The organism is Pseudonocardia sp. WMMC193 (assembly GCF_021728735.1).
Classification (GTDB): domain Bacteria; phylum Actinomycetota; class Actinomycetes; order Mycobacteriales; family Pseudonocardiaceae; genus Pseudonocardia; species Pseudonocardia oroxyli.
In genome coordinates, this window is record NZ_JAKKDO010000003.1 from 4,640,471 (window position 1) to 4,659,579 (window position 19,109).

Here is a 19,109-nt window from a genome sequence, read left to right on the forward strand (position 1 = left end):
GAGTGGTCAGTGGTGCCAGAGCACCACTGACCACTCACGAGCGCCAAAGGCGCAGGTCAGAGGCGCAGGCCCGCCACGCGGTAGCGACGGCGGACCACGACCGAGCCGACTCCGGCGCGGCCGTAGATGCGGAAGTGTGGACCCGGGCCCGGGCGGCACTCGACCCGGCTGCGGACCAGGCCCACCCCCGCGTGCAGGCCTTCGACGTCCGCGGTCGCGTCGTCCGGCAGCAGCAGCCGGGCGGGTCCGGCCCCCAGCTCCAGCTCGATCTCGACGACGGGGTGGGTCAGCTCGGCCTGGGTGAAGTCCAGCAGCACCGCGCCCATCGTGCTCTGCACGCGCAGCCGCGCCGGAACCTGCCACTGCCCCACCCGGCGCAGCGTCCCCCGGCCCGCGCGGAGCACCAGCGGTGGGCCGACCGGCGTCGTCAGCGGCACGTCCGTGAGCACGTCCCGCGGATCGCCCGGCAGGTCGTCGAAGGGCGGCAGCAGGTCGCTCGCGAACCGCGCCGCGTAGACGACGGCGAGGCGCTCCTCCAGCTCGACCATCGTGATCCGACCCTCGCCGAGCGCGACGCGCAGCTTGGCGGCCGCGCGCTCACGGTCGGCGTCGGAGATCCTGATCTCCGGCCGCGGTGGGACGGTCATCGCTGCAGGGTAGCGGGCAGAGCGAAGGCCCACCCACCGTCCAGCCGGGTGCCGGAGCTCCCCGTGACGCGGCGGGTCCAGTCGAGGACGGCGGCGTCGTCGGACGTCACGAGGACCATGGTCACGCCGCGGGCGCGCAGGTCGGCCGCCGCGGCGCCCGGGTCGGTGGCCGTGGAGCCCCACAGTTCCATCGCCGCCGCCCCCTGCTGGTAGGGGTTCCAGGCGGACTCGATCAGCAGGGGGTGCTCCGGGTCCGAGCCGATGAAGTAGCCCCCGACCAGGCGGTACGCGAAACCCGAGGCGATCTGGGCGCGCAGCGGGTCCGCGCCGCCGTACCAGTCGCCGGTGATCCGCGGCCAGGTCTCGACGACCTGCCCCGCCGCCTCCGGGACCGCGCGGGCGGGCGCCGGGGTGGTGCGCTGGGCGTCCGCGGGGAGCCAGGTGACCACGAGCGCGACCACCACGAGCCCCACCACACCGGCCCCTGCGCGCACCCGGTCGAGGGCGAGACCCACCAGCACCGCGACCGCGAGCGTGACCAGGACCTGCAGCCGGGCGGGCTCGACCTCGGCGACCAGCGGGACGTGCAGCAGCACCTGCCACGGGAGGTCGACGCCGAGCGCCCGGCCGTGCAGGTACAGGCGCGGACCGAGGGCGAGGACCCACAGGATCGCGCCGGTGGCCACGGTGATCCGGGCCGCCGTCCCGCCGCGGACCAGGGCGACCGCGGCCAGCACCAGGACCGCCAGACCCAGGTAGCCGCCCTGCTCGCCCAGGTTGCCCTGCATCGTCGGGGTGGCGCCGTGCAGCGCGGTGACCCAGGTGGGTGTGAGGGTGTTGGCGAGGTCGGCGCTGCCGTAGTCCGGTGAGCGGATCGGCGTCTGCGGTCGGGCCGGGCCGGCCAGGACCAGGTCCAGCGGATAGCCCGCGACCAGCAGGAACGTCCCGACGCACGCGAGCCCGGCGCGGACCAGGGCGGGCAGCCGCCGCCGCGCCCGACGGGGGAAGCGGGCGGCGAGCACCGCGGCCAGGACCACGAGCCCGAGCACGCCGACGGCCAGCGTCTGGGTGTAGAGCCAGGCCTGCAGCCCGAGCGCGAGCCCGGCCAGCGCCCCGAGCAGCCAGGGACGGGTGGGCTCGCGGACGAGGAGTCGACGGGCCAGACCGAGCAGCACCGGCGGCAGGACGGCCCAGACCAGGTTGAGGTGCGCGGCCTGCCAGTGGGCGAGCACGAACGGGGAGAAGGCGTAGAGACCGCCCGCCACCGCCCGCGCGATCCGGGACCGGACGATCCCGCCGAGCGCCCACGCCGTCGCCGCGCCGGAGACCACGGGACCGAGGATCATCCCGACGTTGAACGCCGCCGTGGCACCCGCGGTCAGGGTGACGGGGGCGAGGAGGAGGCCGAGCAGCGGGACCGAGGTGTTCCAGAGCGCGTTGACGCCCGTCGGGTAGTTCTGCAGGTCGGTGACCAGCGAGAACTCGTGGGCGGTGTGCGCGAGCCACCAGGTGAAGCCCGTCGCGTCCCCCGAGACGCGACCGACCGCCGTGCCGGTGAGATCACCCAGCACCCGCCGCTGCAGGAACAGCGAGACCGCGAGGTAGCTCGCGACCGTGAGCAGGCGGGCGGGCACGGGGCGGAGGGTGTCACACGGAGGATCGACCCGACGCTCGGAGGCCGAATCGCGGGGCTGGAGTGGGGGACTCGCGGGGGTGGGTCAGGGAGCGAGGATCTCCTCGAGCCGCGCGGCGAACTCGGCGGGCTTGCCCGGGTAGCCGAACGTGCCGTCGAGGAAGCCGCCGTGGTGGCTGGGGAACACGGCGGCCTCCTGGCCCAGCTTCGCGGCGAGGGCGACGGCGGTGCGGCCGGTGTAGGTGTTCCCGGTCTCCTCACCCACCGCGACCACCACGCGGGTCGGGGCGGCCCGGAGGGCGGCGATGTCCGGGTCGTGGTCGCTGACCGCCCAGGAGCGGCGGGAGAGCAGGGGGTCGGAGCGGTCGCCGTCGTCCTCGGTGGGCAGCCCGAACGCCGCCGGATCGGCGGGCGGCTGGGCGAAGTACTCGTCGGTGTACTCGCCGACCCAGCTCGTCATCGCGATGAACTGGGCCATCCCGGCGCCCCTCCCCTTGGCCTCGTACGCCTCCGCGAAGCCCAGGCGGGCCCGGTCGGCGGCCGCGGCGTCCGGCAGGACCGGGTTCAGCGGCGGCTCGTGCGCCACCAGGGTGCGGACGTCCTGCGGGTACGCCGCCACCCAGGCCAACCCGGTGACCGCCCCGCCGCTGCTGCCGAACACCTCGACCGGCGCGATCCCCAGCTCCGTGACCAGAGCGTGCAGGTCGGCGGCGTGGTCCTCCGGCGTGAAGTCCGTCCGGCCGTCCTTGCGGACGCTGCGCCCCAGGCCGCGGGGGTCGTAGGTGATCACCGTGCGGTCGGGCAGCAGCCCGGCGAGGGCGGCGAACCCGCTCGCGTCCATCGGCTGACCGATCAGGAGCAGGGCGGGGCGGCCGTCCGCCGTCGGCAGGGGGCCGCGGACGTCGTAGACGAGGTCGACGGCGGGCAGCGCGAGGGTGTGGGTCTCCATGCCCCTGTAGACCGCACCGCCCGCGGAAACTCATCGGCCCCTCGGTAGCCTCGTCGGCGATGACGAGCACGGAGACCGAGCCTGCGGAGTCGACCATGGGTACAGGCGAGCAACGGGCCCTGCACGGGTGGGGGCGCACGGCGCCCACGATCGCCACGGTGGTCACGCCGCGGGCCCCGGAGGAGGTCGCCGCGGCGATCGCCGCCGCAGGCCCCCGGGGGATCATCGCCCGCGGGCTCGGCCGCTCCTACGGGGACCCGGCGCAGAACGCGGGGGGCACGGTCCTCGACATGACCGGGCTGGGCACCGTGCACTCGATCGACGTCGACTCCGGGATCGTGGACGTCGACGCGGGCGTGTCCCTGGACACCCTCATGCGCCGCGCACTGCCCTTCGGCCTCTGGATCCCGGTGCTGCCCGGCACCCGCCAGGTCACCATCGGCGGTGCGATCGGCGCGGACATCCACGGCAAGGCGCACCACGTCGTCGGGTCGTTCGGCAACCACGTCGTCTCGATGACGATCGTGCTGGCGGACGGGTCGATCCACGAGCTGACGCCGGACGGGCCGGAGTCCGAGCTGTTCTGGGCGACCGTCGGCGGCATGGGTCTGACCGGCGTGGTGGTGCGGGCCCGGCTGAAGCTGCACCCGGTGGAGACGGCCTACTTCAAGGTCGACACCGAGCAGATCGACAACCTCGACGACCTGATGCGCCGACAGACCGAGGACGACGACCGCTACGCCGAGTCGGTCTCCTGGTTCGACGCCGTCACCACCGGCGAGCACTTCGGCCGCGGCCTGCTGACCAGGGCGAACCACGCCACGCTCGAGGACCTGTCCCCGAAGCAGCGCACGGACCCGCTGAAGTTCGACGCGCCGCAGCTGCTCACGGTGCCGGACGTCTTCCCGCCCGGCATGCTCAACCGCTGGACCGGGAGGCTGTTCTCCGAGCTCTGGTACCGCAAGTCGCCCACCAGGCTGGGCGCGATCCAGAACATCACCCAGTTCCTGCACCCGCTGGACATCGCGGGCGAGTGGAACCGGGGCTACGGCCCGCACGGGTTCCTGCAGTACCAGTTCGTGGTGCCGAAGGACCGCGGCGACGTGATCCGCACCGTGTTGTCGCTGGTCACCGAGGCCGGGCAGGTCTCGGCGCTGAACGTGCTGAAGCAGTTCGGCGAGGGCAACCGGGCGCCGCTGTCCTTCCCGAAGCCGGGCTGGACGCTCTGCCTCGACATCCCCATCGGCCCGGGCCTGGGCGAGCTGTGCGACGAGCTGGACCGGGTGGTCCTCGACGCGGGTGGGCGCCACTACCTGGCCAAGGAGTCCCGGACCACGCCGGAGGCGATCCGGCGCGGCTACCCGCGGCTCGACGAGTGGCGCAAGGTCCGCGCCGCGGTGGACCCCCAGGGCGTGTTCGCGTCCGACATGGCACGACGACTGGAGCTGATCTGACGTGATCGACGCCGTGGGCAACCCGCAGAGCATCCTGCTGTTGGGCGGCACGTCCGAGATCGGGCTGGCCACCGTCGAGGCGTTCGCCGGGGACCGGCCGCTGCGCGTGGTCCTGGCCGGGCGGGCCTCTTCTCGTCTGGACGACGCGAAGACCCGGCTGGAGGGCAAGGGCTGCGCGGTCGAGCTCGTCGACTTCGACGCGCAGGCCTTCGACACCCACGCCGCGGTCGTCGACAAGGCGTTCGCCGGCGGGGACGTCGACGTCGCGATCGTGGCGTTCGGCCTGCTCGGGGACAACGAGGAGGCCTGGACGGACGCAGCCAAGGCCGTCGAGCTGGCCCAGGTCAACTACACCGCGGCCGTGTCGGTCGGGGTCCTGCTCGGCACGCGCCTCACGGCGCAGGGCCACGGCTCCCTCGTGGCGTTGTCCTCCGTCGCAGGCGAGCGGGCGCGGCGGTCGAACTTCGTCTACGGCTCGACCAAGGCCGGGCTCGACGCCTTCTACACCGGGCTCACCGAGGCGCTGCGGCCTGCCGGGGTGACCGTGACCGTGGTCCGCCCCGGCTTCGTCCACACGAAGATGACCGAGGGCCTCACCCCCGCCCCGCTCTCGACGACCCCCGAGGCGGTCGCCGAGGTGATCGTGCACGCGGTGCGGACCAGGACCGAGCTGGTGTGGGCGCCCGCGCCGCTGCGCTTCGTGATGAGCGCGCTCCGCCACGTCCCGCGACCGATCTTTCGGCGGCTCCCCGTTTAAGGCGACTGCACTAGTGTCGGGGTCATGGCAGAGCTGCTTCCGCTGGACCCCGACCAGCTGCTGACGACCACGCGTTCGGTGCGCAAGCGCCTCGATCTCGACAAGCCGGTGCCCCTCGAGGTGATCCGGGAGGCCCTGGAGGTGGCGCTGCAGGCGCCCACCGGGAGCAACTCCCAGGGGTGGCACTGGATCGTGCTGACCGACCCGGAGAAGAAGAAGGCCGTCGCGGACTACTACGCGAAGTCCTTCAGCGCCTACCGGGCGGCCGGTCGCAAGGAGTACGACGACCCGGACCGGAACGCCACCCAGAGTCGTGTCCAGTCCAGCGCGGACTACCTCGCCGACCACCTGGCCGAGGTCCCGGTGCTGGTCATCGGTGCGATCCATGCGCCGGGCGGGGAGCTGCCCGCCGGGAACCAGGCCGGTTTATGGGGCTCGCTGCTCCCGGCCGCCTGGTCGCTGCAGCTCGCCCTGCGCGCGCGAGGCCTCGGCAGCGCGTGGACCACGCTGCACCTGCCGTACGAGAAGGAGGTCGCGGAGCTGCTCGGCATCCCGCCGAACATCCGCCAGGGCGTGCTGTTCCCGGTCGCCTACTACACGGGCGAGACGTTCAAGCCCGCCCCGCGCCAGCCCCTGGACGAGGTGCTCCACATCGACGGCTGGTGACGCTTGGGACGCCCAAGCGTCGCTGGCTGACGCTTGGGACGCCCAAGCGTCAGCCGGCGGGCTTCTCCAGCACGAACACCGCGTTCTCGCCCTCGCCCGGGTTGAGGAACAGGGTGCCGATCGCCTGCTGGGTGCGGGCGGGGGCGGTGCGCGGGTCCAGGAGCGGCGGGATCCTGCCGTAGGGGCCGCGGATCAGCCCGTCCGAGCCTTCGCGGTGGACGCGCAGGCCGGCGGCCGTGAAGACCTGTCGCCAGTCGTCGTGGCTGCGGTTGCCGGGCCGCTCACCGGCCCACTCGCCGTCGGTCAGCGCGCGCCCGCGCCCCGCCGGGTCCGGGACCAGCACGATCGCCCGCCCGCCCGGGGCCAGGATCCGGACCCACTCGACGACGGTCTTCTCGTCGTCCCCGCCGCGGGCGAGGACGTCGAACGCCGCGATCCCGCCGAAGGCGCCGCTGGGGACCGCACCGGGGCCGAGGAACACCGGACAGCCCGGGGCCTGCGCACGCATCCGCGCGGCCGCGCGCTCGCTCTCCGCGACCCCGGACGCGGGTCCGTGGTCCACCAGTCTGCGCAACAGCTCACCGTGCTCGGCCACCAGGAACGGGCCGCGGCCGACGTAGTGCAGGACCAGGCGCGAGTACCAGCTCAGCGGGGCCGTGTCGGCCGTCGCGTCGGGGGCGGCGTGCACGGTGCGATCGTCGCACCCCGTCCGGAGCCCGGCGCACGGGGTGGCGCGCCGGGATCCGGCCCGTCAGCGGTGCTCGGGTCCGCGCTGGCCCGCGATGTGCGGGGCCGCGTGGGGCCGGGCGTTGCGGGCGCGGTGCCTGCCCCGGTTCAGGCCCGCCGCGACGAGCTTCTCGGCGAGCTCGGGGTGCGGCGAGCGGACCTCCGCGCCGCGGGCGGCCTGGACGCGGTCCACGGGCCGCGGGACGGGCAGCGGCGAGATCACGGGGAGCATCGGCGCCCCGGCGGGCACGACCTCGGCGGCCGCGTCCGCGGGCGGTGCGGGGACCGGGGCGGGGCGGGCGGGCCTGCTCGGCGCCGGACCCGGGGCCCCGCTGCCCGGGAGCAGCCGGTCCGGAAGGGGTCGGGCGTCCCCGGGTGCTCCCGAGCGCCGGTCCTGCTGCGCGGGTCGCGGGCGGGCGAACCAGGGGTCGTCGAAGTCCGGCAGGTCGAGGACCTCCGGCGCCTGCGGCAGGTTCGCGACCAGCGGCAGCGCGTGGGTCTCGGGGTCGCGGCGCGCCACCTCGTTCGGGATCGGCTCGCGCTGGACCGCCACGCGGGTCGGCCACGCGGCCCCCCGCAGCCCGATCGCCTTCTCCGCCACGAGCGGGGTCGCGAGCGCCGGGAGCTCGGTGGTGCACGGGTCGCGGCGCGCGACGTCGGTGTCGAGCGGGATGCCGAGCGGGAGCCGGTCGTCGAGCGGGACGACGGGGAGCGGGCTGGTCAGCGGACCGCGGCAGAAGGTCGGGAGCGGCACGACCGGGCGCGGGGTGTCCATGCCGTGCAGCTGGGCGGGCACCTTCTTCATCGCTCGCCGCGCGGGCTCCTCCACCCAGCGGTAGAGCAGCTGGGCGGCGGGGACGGTCGCGACCAGCACCGCGAGCCCGGCGAGGTGGGCGACCACGGTCGACCCCGTCAGCTCCGGCACGTACGCCATCGCCAGCCAGTACACCTCGAACATCGGGATGTGGATGAGGTACAGCGCGTAGGAGATGCGGCCGCCGTGGACCATCGCGGGCCGGGAGAGGACGCGGGCGACGCCGCGGTCGGCCAGGGCGAGCGCGCCGACCAGGATCGGGAAGAGCAGGATCACCGCGCCGCCGCGACCGGGCCCGACCAGCTCCCCGGCGACCAGCCCCACCACGATCAGCACCGGGGTGACCGACGCGACGAGGGACGCCTGGCGTCGGACGTCGGTGCCCTGGGACTTCAGCTTCCGCACCGCGAGGTAGGCCAGGACGCCGCCGCCGAAGCCGCACAGGATCCGGACGAGCCAGCTCCACGGGTAGTAGGGGCTGCCGGTCTCCAGGTACGCCAGCGCGATCGGGGTCATCAGGGCGACCGCACCGCCCGCGAGGACCGTGAACGGAAGGTTCCGCATCCGGTAGAACACGGTGGCGACCAGCGGGAACAGCAGGTAGGCCAGCCATTCGGCGCTGATCGACCAGGTCGAGCCGACCCACGAGGCACCGTCGAAGTAGGGCTGGTCCCACAGCTGCACCATGAACAGCTGCTCCACCCACTCCCCGGGGCTCAGCACCGGCTGCACGCTCTGGAACGCGATGTCGGAGTCCACGCCGTAGACCGCGCGGGCCAGCAGCCAGATCCCGAACATGTGGAAGACCAGCGCGTAGGCGGGCCAGATCCGGCAGGCGCGCGCCCAGACGAACCGACCGGTCGCCTCGGCCGTGAGCTTCGGGCCGAGCTTCTCCAGGTAGGTGTAGGCGATCACGAACCCGGAGAGGACGAAGAACAGGTCGACGCCGAGCGCACCCGCCGTGACCACCGGCCCGAGCGCGGCGACGACGAGCGCGACGCCCGGCAGCGCGGTGAAATGGAAATGGAACACCACCACCCAGGCCGCGGCGACGATGCGCAGACCGGTCAGGGCACGCAGCTCGCCAGTGGGCGAAGCGGGAGCCGAATCCGTCGTGCGGATCGGCGCAAGCTCAGCGGTGGTCGTCACATGGACCACAACGCATCCGCCGTGTAGCCGTCACGGGTGTCACCTACAGTGCGCCCGTATGGCCTAGCGACCTACGCTGAGTGCACGAATCACATGATTGTAGTTCTTGATCCCTCACCCGGGTGACGCGAGCCGGATCACCCCTTGGGGCCGGGCTCAGCGGGCCGATCGGCGTACAGCTACCGTGGCTCAGCGTGCTGACCACCGACACGGTGGACGAGGCTCCCCCGGCCCCCGACAGCCGTGGTGGCTCCGCTCCCCCCAGCAGAACCCGGGCGCTCGCCGCGGCCCTCGGCCTGCTCTCCGCCGTCCTGTCGCTGTCGATCCCGTTCCTCCCCGTCACGCAGAACACCGCCGAGCTCAGCTGGCCGACCGCGGCGAACGGCACCGCGCCCGTCGTGGCGCCGCTGGTCGCGCTGCGTCCGGAGCGGTTCGACGCGACCGTCTCCTGCGCCTCGATCCGCAGCCTCGACGCCCGCTCCCCCGCCGAGGCGACCGTACTCACCACCACCGCGCCCGGCGCGCCCGACGGGGCCGCCGTCGGGATGCGGGTGAGCGTGGACGGCGGGCGGCTCGTCGTCGACGACCGCGGGCAACGCCTGGCCGACCCGCTGCTCCCCGCGGGCGACTGCACGCTGCGGATCGACTCGACCTCCACGACCACGACCGTCACGTTCGGTGGCGCGCAGCTCGCCGCGCTCGACGGCGACGCCCGCCCCCAGGTCACCGGCGTCTGGTCGGACCTCGACGGGACCCGGGACCCGATCGCGGGCACGGAGGTCCGGTTCGCGAGCGACAACCGATTCGACAGCTCGCCGACCGCGCTGAAGATCGGCGCGGGCGCACTCGCCGTGATCGCGCTGCTCGGCTGCCTGGTCGTCCTGCGCAGGCTCGACGACCGGGACGGCCGCCGCCTCGTCCCCACCGGCAGGCTCGCCTCCCGGCTGCGCGGACAGGACTGGTGGCGGGACGGGTGCGTGGCCGCGCTGCTGCTCGGCGGCACCGTCTTCGGCAGCATGACCCCCGACGACGGGTACATCCTCGCGATCGCCCGCGGCGATCTGACCTCGGGGTACGTCGGGAACTACTACCGGTGGTTCGACGTCCCGGAGGCACCGTTCGGCTGGTTCTACGAGCTCTACTCGCTCTGGATCCAGGTGAGCGACTCGGTGCTGTGGCTGCGCCTGCCCGCGCTCGCGATGGGTCTGGCGAGCTGGTTGTTGATCAGCCGCGCGCTGCTCCCCCGGATCGGCACCACGGTGCGCCGCAGCCGGTCCGCGGGCTGGGCCGCCGCGGGGGTGTTCCTCTGTTTCTGGATCCCGTTCAACAACGGCCTGCGCCCCGAGCCCGTCGTGGTGATCGCCGCGCTGGTGTCGCTCGTGCTGCTGGAGCGCGCGCTCGCGATGCAGCGGCTGCTGCCCGTGGCCCTGGCGCTGGTCTCGGGCGCGTTCGCCGTGGCGGCGACCCCGACCGGGCTGATCGCGTTCGCGCCGCTGCTGGCCGCGGCCCGGCCGCTGCTGCGGCTGCTCGCGCGGCGGGCCCGGCAGGCCGGCTGGGTCCCGGTGCTCGCGCCGCTGGTGGCGGCGGGCGTCGTCGTGCTCGTCGCGGTGTTCGGCGACCAGACCTGGCAGACGATCGCCGAAGCCACCCGGGTCCGCACCGAGATCGGCCCCAACCAGCCCTGGTACCAGGAGCTCTACCGCTACCAGCTGCTGTTCTCCAACACCCGGGACGGCTCGCTGATGCGCCGGTTCCCGGTGCTGGTCCTGATGCTGTGCCTCGGGGTGAGCATCGCGGTGCTGCTGCGCCGCGGCCGCATCCCGGGGGCGGCGCTCGGGGTCTCCCGCAGGCTGATCGGATCGAGCCTGCTCGCCTTCGTCGTGCTGGCGCTGACCCCCACGAAGTGGACCCACCACTTCGGCGCCTTCGCCGCTCTCGGCGCCGGCATGGCGGCGGTGGCCGCGCTGGCGACCGCGACGAGCGTGCTGCGCTCCCGGCGCAACCAGGCGCTGCTCGTGGCCGCGCTGCTGACGGTCACGGCGTTGGCCTTCGCCGGTCCGAACAGCTGGTGGTACGTGTCCAACTGGGGCGTGCCGTGGTTCGACAAGCCGGTGTCGGTCGAGTCGGTCTCGCTGACCTCGCTGCTGCTGCTCGCCGCGGCGGCGACGCTGGTCTACGCCGCCGTCGAGCACCTGCGCGGGCCGGCGATCCCGCGTCCGCTGGACCGCCGGGGCCGCCGGTTGAACAGCGCCCCGATCGCCGTGTTCTGCGCGCTGGTCGTGGTGTTCCAGATCGCGTCGCTGGCCAAGGGCGTGCAGAAGCAGTGGGGCAGCTACTCCCTCGCGGCGGACGTCGTGGCCGACCCGACCGGCTCGCGCTGCGGGCTCGCCGGGCGCATCCTCGTCGAGACCGATCCGGAGGCGGGGACCCTGCGTCCGGTCTCGGGCGCCGGGGAGGGCTCGGGCTTCCTGCCGTTCGGGCTGCCGCCGACGGGCCCCGGGTCGCTGCGGGACTCCGACGGCCAGGGCAACCACGATCCCGGCGTGACCGGCACCGGCCCGCACGGCGGGCAGGTCATGGGCAGCTGGAGCCCCGACCCCCAGGCGACCGGGGAGTTCCGTTCGCCCTGGTACGGGCTGCCCGAGGCCGCCCGGGACGGCTCCGCCCCGCTGGTGCTGGGCATCGCGGGGCAGGTCGGGTCCGGGACGTCGCTCACGCTGGAGTTCCGCCGCGGCGACGCCGTGGTCGACACCGTCTCACCGGACGGGTCGTCGGGCGCCGTCACCGCGGTGGCGGACCCGCAGGGCACGGCCGCGGCGAGTGCGGCCTGGCGGGACGTGCGGCTCGACCTCGTCGGGAGGCCCGCGGCCACCGCGGACGCCGTCCGGGTCGTCGTGTCCGACCAGGCGCTCGGGGAGAACGGCTGGATCGCCGTCGCCGAGCCGCGGGTGCCGCGGCTGACCCCGCTCACCGACGTCGTGGCCGGCAAGGCGGGCTACCTCGACTGGCCGACGCCCTTCCCCAGCCCGTGCCTGCGGCCCTACGGGATCCATCGCGGCGTGGCCGAGCAGCCCGCCTACCGGATCCTCGCCGACACCCAGCAACGCGAGGTCGGCGACAACTGGGGTGCGCCGTCGACGGGCGGGCCGCAGGGGTGGATCGACCAGATCGCGGTCGAGCGCGTGGTGCCGACGTACCTGCAGGGCGCCTGGGACTTCGACTGGGGCCAGCTGCGGATGCTGGACCCGTACGCCCCCGCGGGCGCCCCGGACGTCGAGCCCGGGACGCGCACGATGTGGGGCTGGCAGCAGGAGGGCACGATCGGCGAGGCTCCCGCCGACCCACCCCTGGACCGCCCGTAGGGCGAACGGCGCGTTGGCTCACCAGGTGTGAGAGCGAGCGCGCCGCTCGCTCGTCGGGGGTGCGTGCTCAGGGGGCGCAGGGGGCGGGTTCGCGGGGGTAGCGGTAGCTCGTGCGCTCCACGGCGCCGGTGAGGTTCTGCCAGAACCGCTCCGCGGTGAGCGGGGCGCGGTAGGACTCGATCATCTCGACGGTCGCGGGGCAGGCCAGGGCCCGGCGGGCGGCCTCGACGTACTGCGGGCCGACGAACCCGGTGTCCCCCGTGACCCCGGCGTCCGCGAGGAACCATTCCGGCAGCAGGTCCTTGTCGTGGCCGATGCGGCCGTCCGGCAGCCCGGTGGCGTGCCCGGCGATCGGGTTGACCAGGCCCACGCCGTCGAGCACCCGGGTGTCCAGCGGCGCGAGCTCGCCCGCGACGCCGAGGTTGAGCCAGACCAGCGTGTCCCGGTCCATGGTCGACGGGTAGACGTACCAGCTCGCGCCGCCGACGATCGCGAGCGACGGCTCGCTGGAGCGGGCCAGCCGCTCGACGCCCTCGGCGACCATCGGGTGCGAGCGGTAGTCCTCGGCGGTCACCGGGTGCGGGTTGTCGAGCAGCAGGACGTAGTAGAGCCGCTCGTTGGCGATCTGGTGCGGGCCGAGGGACTCGCCGTACGCCGGGCGGAACGAGGTGAGGCTGGCCGTGGCCCAGACGGCGGTCGCCAGGAGCGGGACCAGGGTCCAGCGCGTCAGCGGTACGACCATGACCGGGGTGAGCAGGCAGAACAGGGCGGGCAGCAGCATCCGGCCGTGCATGAAGTCGCCGCCGACCCGGGTGACGTACACGGCCAGCATGAGGCCCGAGACGATCGGTACCGCGGCGACGAGGGCGGTCCGGGCCCGGAACGGGGGGCGCCGGAACGCCAGGACGACCACCGTCAGCAGCAGCCCCGCGCCGGCCCACCACAGCTCGTAGGTGTCCAGCAGGTCCTGCAGGTAGTAGCCGCCCTGCTCCCAGCGGGTGACCGACGCCTCCTTGGCCAACGCGGTCTCCGGGACGAGCAGGCCGTAGTACCCCATCCGGAAGACCTCGTAGGCCACCGGCGCGGCGAACGCCGCGGCCGCCAGACCCAGGATCCGCCGCACACCACCCCAGGCCAGCACCAGCAGCGCGACCCCGACGGGCAGCCACAGCAGCGCCAGGTCCGGGCGGACCAGCGGCGCGAGCCCCGCGACGACCGCGAGCGGGTACGGCGACCCGCCGCCGCGGTGCAGGCGGACCAGCAGCCAGAACGTGAGCCCCAGCCAGCCGCTGATCAGGCCGGTCTCGAGGCCGGACGTCCCGAAGTCCCAGAACGGCGGCAGGGCGAGCACGACGAGCGCCCCGGCGGGCGCGATGGCGCGGGCACCCCACAGCCTGCGCGCGGCGTCCGCGGCGAGCACCAGCCCCGCCACCGACAGGACCAGCCCGAGCAGCACCGCGGCCCAGTTCGCCGACATGACCAGGCTCGGCAGTGCGAGCAGGTAGGTCCAGAGCGTCGAGGTGTTCGCCTCCACCCGCTCGCCCGCGTTGAACACCGGGCCGTCGCCCGCGAGCAGGTTGCGCACGGTCCGCAGCACGATCAGCCCGTCGTCGCTGACCCAGCGCCGGTTCCAGATCAACGCGGCGAACGCGAGGGCCAGGACGACCAGGACCGCGGCGTTCCACCCTCGGCGGTCGGGCGCGGCAGGCGGGGCGGGCCGGACGCGGGGCGGCGCCGCTGTGGACACGATGCACTCCAACGAGGTGGGGACGGCCCGATGATCCAGCACGAACCGGGGCCACGGGGGGAGGCTTACCCGGTGTAGTCGCCGGTCGACACCGGATCGTGACCCGTGTCCCCCGCGGGCGCGGTCGACACCCCGGAGCGCGGCCGGTCCGGGGCGGTACGGCAGCCTGTCCCCGTGGTCTCCCCCGTCCGCCCGGCCCCCGACGTGCTGCCCGCGGATCCGCCCGCGCCCCGGCGGCGCGGCGGGCTGCTCGCGGGCCTGCTCGGACTGCTCGTGCTGGTGTGCGCGGTCGCGTTCCCGCTGGCCCCGGTGATCCAGCCGCGGGCGGAGTACACCTGGGGCGGGCCCGGCGCGGTGCCGACCGCGATCCCCCTGATGCCCTACCAGCCCGTCGAGCTCACCGCGACGGCACGCTGCGCGCAGGCGCCCGCCGCCGGGATCACCCTGCTGCGCACCGTCCCCGCCGACCCGGACCCCACGGCCGCCCGCCTGCAGGGGCTCACCATCGCCGTCTCCGACCAGCTGCGGGTGACCAGCGCCGGCGTCGAGATCGCGACCCTGCCCGCCGGGGACTGCGCGGTCGAGGTGCGCAGCACGCCGACCGAGACGACCGTGCTGCTCGACGGCGCCCCCGTCGCCTCGCGCACCGGCGACCTGCGACCCGCCGTCGCCGCCCTGGAGTCCGACCGCCCGGACCTGGTGTCCGTGCACCTCGTGGCCGACACCCGCTTCCAGACGACGATCAGCCCGCTCAAGGCCGCGATCGCCGTCGTCGGGGTGTTGGCGCTGCTCGGCATGCTCGTGGCGGTGCGGCCGTCGAGGCGGGTCCGGCTGCTCCCGCGCGGCTGGTGGCGCCCCCGCCTGCCCGACCTCGGGGTGGCGGCGACGCTGGCCGTCTGGTGGGTGATCGGCCCGATCACGGTGGACGACGGCTACATCGCCGGCATCGTCCGCGACCGGGAGTCGAGCGGGTTCATCGGCAACGTCTACCGCTGGCTCAACGCCCCCGAGGCACCCTTCAGCTGGTTCTACGACCTGTACTGGGTGTGGGCGCAGGTCTCCACCTCGACGGCCTGGATGCGGCTGCCGTCGGTGCTGTTCGGGCTGGTCACGTGGTTCCTCCTCGCCCGGCTGACCCTGCCCCGGCTGCTGCCGCGCGCCAACGCCTGGCTCGCGGCGCCGTGCTTCCTGCTCTGGTGGCTCCCGCTGACGCTGGGCCTGCGCCCGGAGCCCTGGGTGGCGCTCGGGATGCTGGTCACCTGGCTGCTCGTCGAGCGGGCGGTGGCGCTGGGTGCGGTGCGGCCGCTCGTGGTGGCCCTGCTCGTCGCCGGTGTGACGACCGCGGTCACCCCGGGCGGCCTGATGGCCTTCGCGCCGCTGGTCCCGGCCGCGGTGCCGCTGCTGCGGATCGTGCGGCGCAGCGGGGTGGCGATCCTCCCGGTGCTGCTCGCGGCGCCCGCCGCGGCGGTGTTCCTGATGGTGTCCGACCAGAGCCTCGGCGGGCTGCTCGAGGCCACCCGGGTCCGCGCGCTCATCGGCGGCGGCGAGCCCTGGTACGACGAGTACCACCGCTACGCGCTGCTGCTCTCCACCGACCTGCAGGGCTCGCTGGCCAAGCGGGCGCCGGTGCTGCTGACGATCCTGGCCGCCGTCGCGGTGCTGTGGGCGCGGCGCACCTCGCCGTCGGTGCGGCTGGCGCTGACGTTCCTGGTCGGGCTCGCGTCGATGACCACGAACCCGACCAAGTGGACCCAGCACTTCGGCGACCTCGCGGGCGTCGGCGCGGGGGTCCTGGTGGTCGGGATCGTGGTGGTCGGGCGGCGGGCGCCCGCCTGGGCGCGGGTCGTGGCGCTGGCCGCGCTGACCGTGGCGGGGTCGCTGATCTGGGCGGGGCAGAACGTCTGGCCGTTCGTGTCCGACTGGTGGGGGCTGACCTGGAGCACGGTGCCGCCGCTCGTCGCGGGGGTGGACGTCGCGCTGCTCTGGCTCGTCGCCGGCGTGGTCGTGGTCGGCGGGGCGCTGCTGCTGCACGCGTGGCGGCGCTCGGGCGGCCGCTCGGTCGCACCCCGGGTGCCGAGCCCGGCGGTGGTGGCGACGGTGCTGGTCGCCGCGGTCGTCGGGCTGCAGGTGCTCACCTTCGCCCGCACGAGCTGGCAGCACCGGGACGACTACACCCTCGCCTCCGACGCCGTCTCCACGCTGCGGGGCGCGCCCTGCGGGCTGCAGGAGCGGATGTCGGTGGAGACGGACATGGCAGCGGGGCTGCTCCCCGTGGTGGCGGGGGCGGGGAGTGGCGCATCCGCAGGCAGCGCCGGCACTGACAGCGCATCCGCAGCCGGCGGCACCGGGAGCGCATCCGCAGGCAGCGCCGGCACTGACGGCGGATCCGCGGCCGGCCGCACTGGGAGCGCATCCGCAGGCAGCGCCGGCACTGACAGCGGATCCGCACTCCCGATCCTGCCCACCGACGCGGGCGGCACCACCCTGCCGGGCATCCGCGTCGCGGGCGAAGGGGCCACGGACTGGTTCGCCGTCGAGCGGAACGATCTCCCGGTCGTCGTGACCACGGCCGGTGACCTCCGCCCCGGTGACTCGCTCCGGGCCGAGTTCGCGGGCCCGACCGACGAGGTGCTGGGCGCCGTCGCCCTCGGCGCGAGCGGGGACACCCCCCGCGACCAGCGGATGATCGCGCCTTCGGGGGCCACCCGGGTGCGCCTCGTCGTCGACGCACCGCAGGCCGCGGACTCACCCGCGACCGCGACCCTGCCCCGGATCCCCCGCCTCACCCCGCTCGACGAGGTCGTCCCGCCGGGCACGGAGGCGATCCTGGACTGGCCGGTGGCGTTCGTCTTCCCGTGCCTGACCCCGGCCCCGCTGCCGCTCGGCACCACCGTGCTGCCGCGCTGGCGGGTGGCCCCGCCGCAGGCCGACGGCGCCGCGGGCATCACCTACGCCCCCGGCTTCGGCGGACCGTTCGCCGCATCCCGGCTGCTCGTGACCGAGCAGCGGATGCCCGGCTACCTGGACGGCGATCCGCTGCGTGACCCGGCCCAGCTCTACCGCTGGGTGCCGATCCGGCCGTACGCCACGGCGTCGCCCCAGGTCACCGAGGTGACGCAGAGTGGTTGGACGCGCACGGGCCGCGCGAGTGTGCCCGGCCTGGATCCCGTCGGCTGACGGCGTGGGCTGATCGGGAGCGATCGGCGTCATACAGCACAATGAGACCGACCGACACCCCGTTGACCCCGGAGGACGATCCGCCGTCATGCTGCGCACCGCCGAGACCTCGGACTCCCCCGCGGCCGCCCGGGGGAGGTCGGACCGGTCGCCCGGTGGCCCGGTCCGGCTGACGGCGCAGCGCGGGCTGTTCTTCGGCCCGACGGGGCGGGCACCCGAGGACCTGTACTCGGTCGTCGAGCGGGGCGTGGCCCGCCGCGAGCGCGGGCGCGTCACGCTCGCGCCGGGGTCGAGGGTCGGCACCAACACCTACTTCGGCCGGTTCTACGCCACGTACTGGCAGCGCTGGACCGCCGTCGAGCAGGTCGAGGTCACCGCGGTCGCGTCCGGCGAGGGTCGCGTGCGGCTGCTGGCCTCGGACACGAACAAGGTCTCCCGGATCGTCGACTCGGTGGACGTCGGGACCTCGGCCGGGCCGGAGACCCGCGAGATCCGCCTCGTCGGGCCGATCGACCGCTTCCTCGACGGCGGCGGCATGTGGTTGGAGATCACCACCGAGCTCGGCCAGCTGAGCGTCTCGGACGTGCGGTGGACCGTGCTCGCGCCGCGGGCGGTGCCCACCACGGACGTCGTGATCTGCACGTACAACCGCGTCGAGGAGTGTCTCGACACGCTCCAGGCCATGATCGACGACCCGGAGGCGCTCGCCGTCGTCGGGCTGGTGCGGGTGGTGGACCAGGGCAGCGACCCCCTGGAGTCCCGCGAGCGGTTCGAGGCCGTGTCGAAGGAGCTGGGCGACAAGCTGGTCTACCTGCGCCAGCCGAACCTGGGCGGCGCGGGCGGGTTCACCCGGGGGCTGTTCGAGGCCACCGCGGGCCCGGTCGAGGAGCAGCGTGACGTCCTGTTCATGGACGACGACGTGATGCTCGAGCCGGAGCTGCTGTTCCGGCTCACCACGTTCGGCGCGTGCACCGCGCAGCCGACGATCGTCGGCGGGCAGATGCTCAACCTGCTGCACCCCGGCCACCTGCACATCTCCGCCGAGTACGCGGATCCCGAGAACCTGAAGGTCGGCATCCCCGTCGAGGGTGCGCTGCAGGAGGCCTACCTGCTCGGGAAGGACGAGCGCGACCTGCCGATCAACCAGGAGCGCCGCGCGGACACCGAGTACAACGGCTGGTGGTCCTGCCTGATCCCGGCCGCGATCGTGCGGGCGATCGGCTACCCGCTGCCGCTGTTCTTCCAGTGGGACGACATCGAGTTCGGCTACCGCGCGCGCCACGCCGGGTTCCCCACGGTCTCGCTGCCCGGCGCCGGCGTGTGGCACGGCGACTTCGGGTGGAAGGACTGGGACGAGTGGCACCGGTACTTCAACCTGCGCAACGGGTTGATCACCGCGGCGCTGCGCACCCCGTTCTCCACCCGCACCATCAACAAGCGGATCGCGCACCTGCTGTCGATCTACCTGGTCGGCATGCACTACGGGCTCGCCGCGACCCTGCTGCAGGCCGTCGAGGACTTCCTGGACGGCCCCGAGATCCTGGCCGACGGGTCCGCGGAGGCCGCCACGAAGATCCGGCGGATCCGCTCGGACTTCCCGGAGACCAAGGTCGTGCCGATGTCCGACCTGCCGGACGAGTTCACCGACCTCACGGTGGTCCGCTCGGGCCCCGACCCGTCGCTCGAGGGGCTCACGCTGGCCAAGCGCGCGGCCTACCACCTCCTGGGCAAGGCGGTGCACCGCACCGGCTTCATCCCCGCCGGTGACGCGCACTGGTGGCACGTCGCCCTGTTCGACCGCGCCGTCGTCACGGACATGGGCGAGACCGGCGTCCGGGTGCGCAAGCGCGACAAGGACCTCGCCCTCGCCCTGGGCCGGCGCGGCCTGGAGGCCATGCGGCGGCTGAAGGCCGAGGGCCCCGCGGTGCGGGACCAGTACCGCGCCGCCGTGCCCGAGCTCACGAGCCGGGAGAACTGGGCGCGCCTCTACGGCCTCCAGGACTGATTCGGCGAACGGCGCGTTCGCTC

Annotated in this window: 12 protein-coding genes; 6 read left to right on the plus strand and 6 right to left on the minus strand. The window is 74.3% G+C overall.

The annotated features are described in order from the left end of the window. Positions 1-56: 56 nt before the first annotated feature. The 3 genes from L3X23_RS24020 to L3X23_RS24030 form a co-directional block, all read right to left on the minus strand. Complete coding sequence (locus L3X23_RS24020; RefSeq protein ID WP_237194716.1) at positions 57-647, minus strand: DUF1707 domain-containing protein; 591 nt, start codon at positions 645-647, stop codon at positions 57-59. Beyond that, positions 644-2,281, minus strand: coding sequence for a hypothetical protein (locus tag L3X23_RS24025; protein ID WP_237194722.1), 1,638 nt, complete (start codon positions 2,279-2,281; stop codon positions 644-646). Before L3X23_RS24025 ends, L3X23_RS24020 begins: the two co-directional genes overlap by 4 nt. Positions 2,282-2,365: 84 nt before the next feature. Beyond that, positions 2,366-3,229, minus strand: a complete 864-nt coding sequence (locus tag L3X23_RS24030; protein ID WP_237194723.1) for an alpha/beta fold hydrolase — start codon at positions 3,227-3,229, stop codon at positions 2,366-2,368. 59 nt (positions 3,230-3,288) lie between these two features. Here L3X23_RS24030 and L3X23_RS24035 point away from each other — a divergent pair, with 59 nt between their 5' ends. Genes L3X23_RS24035 through L3X23_RS24045 form a run of 3 tightly spaced genes read left to right on the plus strand, consistent with a single transcriptional unit; the run spans position 3,289 to position 6,106 of the window. Beyond that, complete coding sequence (locus L3X23_RS24035; RefSeq protein ID WP_305080939.1) at positions 3,289-4,683, plus strand: FAD-binding oxidoreductase; 1,395 nt, start codon at positions 3,289-3,291, stop codon at positions 4,681-4,683. Position 4,684: 1 nt separating this feature from the next. Continuing rightward, positions 4,685-5,440 (plus strand): decaprenylphospho-beta-D-erythro-pentofuranosid-2-ulose 2-reductase, encoded by a 756-nt coding sequence (locus L3X23_RS24040; protein ID WP_237194724.1) that lies wholly within the window; start codon positions 4,685-4,687, stop codon positions 5,438-5,440. Between the two features lie 24 nt (positions 5,441-5,464). Then, the gene (locus L3X23_RS24045) at positions 5,465-6,106 is read left to right on the plus strand and encodes a nitroreductase family protein (protein ID WP_237194726.1); all 642 of its coding nucleotides are present in this window, start codon (positions 5,465-5,467) and stop codon (positions 6,104-6,106) included. Between the two features lie 49 nt (positions 6,107-6,155). On the opposite strand, the gene L3X23_RS24050 is transcribed toward L3X23_RS24045, so the two are convergent. Together L3X23_RS24050 and L3X23_RS24055 are read right to left on the minus strand one after the other, a co-directional pair. After that, complete coding sequence (locus tag L3X23_RS24050) at positions 6,156-6,794, minus strand: hypothetical protein (protein WP_237194728.1); 639 nt, start codon at positions 6,792-6,794, stop codon at positions 6,156-6,158. Positions 6,795-6,857: 63 nt separating this feature from the next. After that, positions 6,858-8,795 (minus strand): acyltransferase family protein, encoded by a 1,938-nt coding sequence (locus tag L3X23_RS24055; protein ID WP_237194730.1) that lies wholly within the window; start codon positions 8,793-8,795, stop codon positions 6,858-6,860. Positions 8,796-8,989: 194 nt separating this feature from the next. Here L3X23_RS24055 and L3X23_RS24060 point away from each other — a divergent pair, with 194 nt between their 5' ends. Continuing rightward, entirely contained in the window at positions 8,990-12,157 is a 3,168-nt protein-coding gene (locus L3X23_RS24060; RefSeq protein ID WP_237194732.1) for an arabinosyltransferase domain-containing protein, read from the plus strand. Positions 12,158-12,224: 67 nt separating this feature from the next. Here the strand turns inward: L3X23_RS24060 and L3X23_RS24065 are convergent, their stop codons facing one another. Then, positions 12,225-13,904 carry a hypothetical protein gene (locus L3X23_RS24065; RefSeq protein WP_237194735.1) on the minus strand — a complete coding sequence of 560 codons (1,680 nt, stop codon included), beginning with the start codon at positions 13,902-13,904 and terminating at the stop codon, positions 12,225-12,227. 174 nt (positions 13,905-14,078) lie between these two features. Here L3X23_RS24065 and L3X23_RS24070 point away from each other — a divergent pair, with 174 nt between their 5' ends. Both L3X23_RS24070 and L3X23_RS24075 read left to right on the plus strand, forming a co-directional pair. After that, positions 14,079-17,081: an arabinosyltransferase domain-containing protein gene (locus tag L3X23_RS24070; protein ID WP_237194737.1), complete on the plus strand. Its 3,003-nt coding sequence runs from the start codon at positions 14,079-14,081 to the stop codon at positions 17,079-17,081. 88 nt (positions 17,082-17,169) lie between these two features. Beyond that, positions 17,170-19,086 (plus strand): glycosyltransferase, encoded by a 1,917-nt coding sequence (locus tag L3X23_RS24075; RefSeq protein ID WP_237194743.1) that lies wholly within the window; start codon positions 17,170-17,172, stop codon positions 19,084-19,086. Positions 19,087-19,109: the final 23 nt, after the last annotated feature.

What these genes read in the sequence shown, in the direction of transcription:
- L3X23_RS24020 (WP_237194716.1), bottom strand. Translation starts at nt 647, where the DNA reads ATGACCGTCCCACCGCGGCCGGAGATCAGGATCTCCGACGCCGACCGT.
- L3X23_RS24030 (WP_237194723.1), bottom strand. Translation starts at nt 3,229, where the DNA reads ATGGAGACCCACACCCTCGCGCTGCCCGCCGTCGACCTCGTCTACGAC.
- L3X23_RS24035 (WP_305080939.1), top strand. Translation starts at nt 3,289, where the DNA reads ATGACGAGCACGGAGACCGAGCCTGCGGAGTCGACCATGGGTACAGGC.
- L3X23_RS24045 (WP_237194726.1), top strand. Translation starts at nt 5,465, where the DNA reads ATGGCAGAGCTGCTTCCGCTGGACCCCGACCAGCTGCTGACGACCACG.
- L3X23_RS24075 (WP_237194743.1), top strand. Translation starts at nt 17,170, where the DNA reads ATGCTGCGCACCGCCGAGACCTCGGACTCCCCCGCGGCCGCCCGGGGG.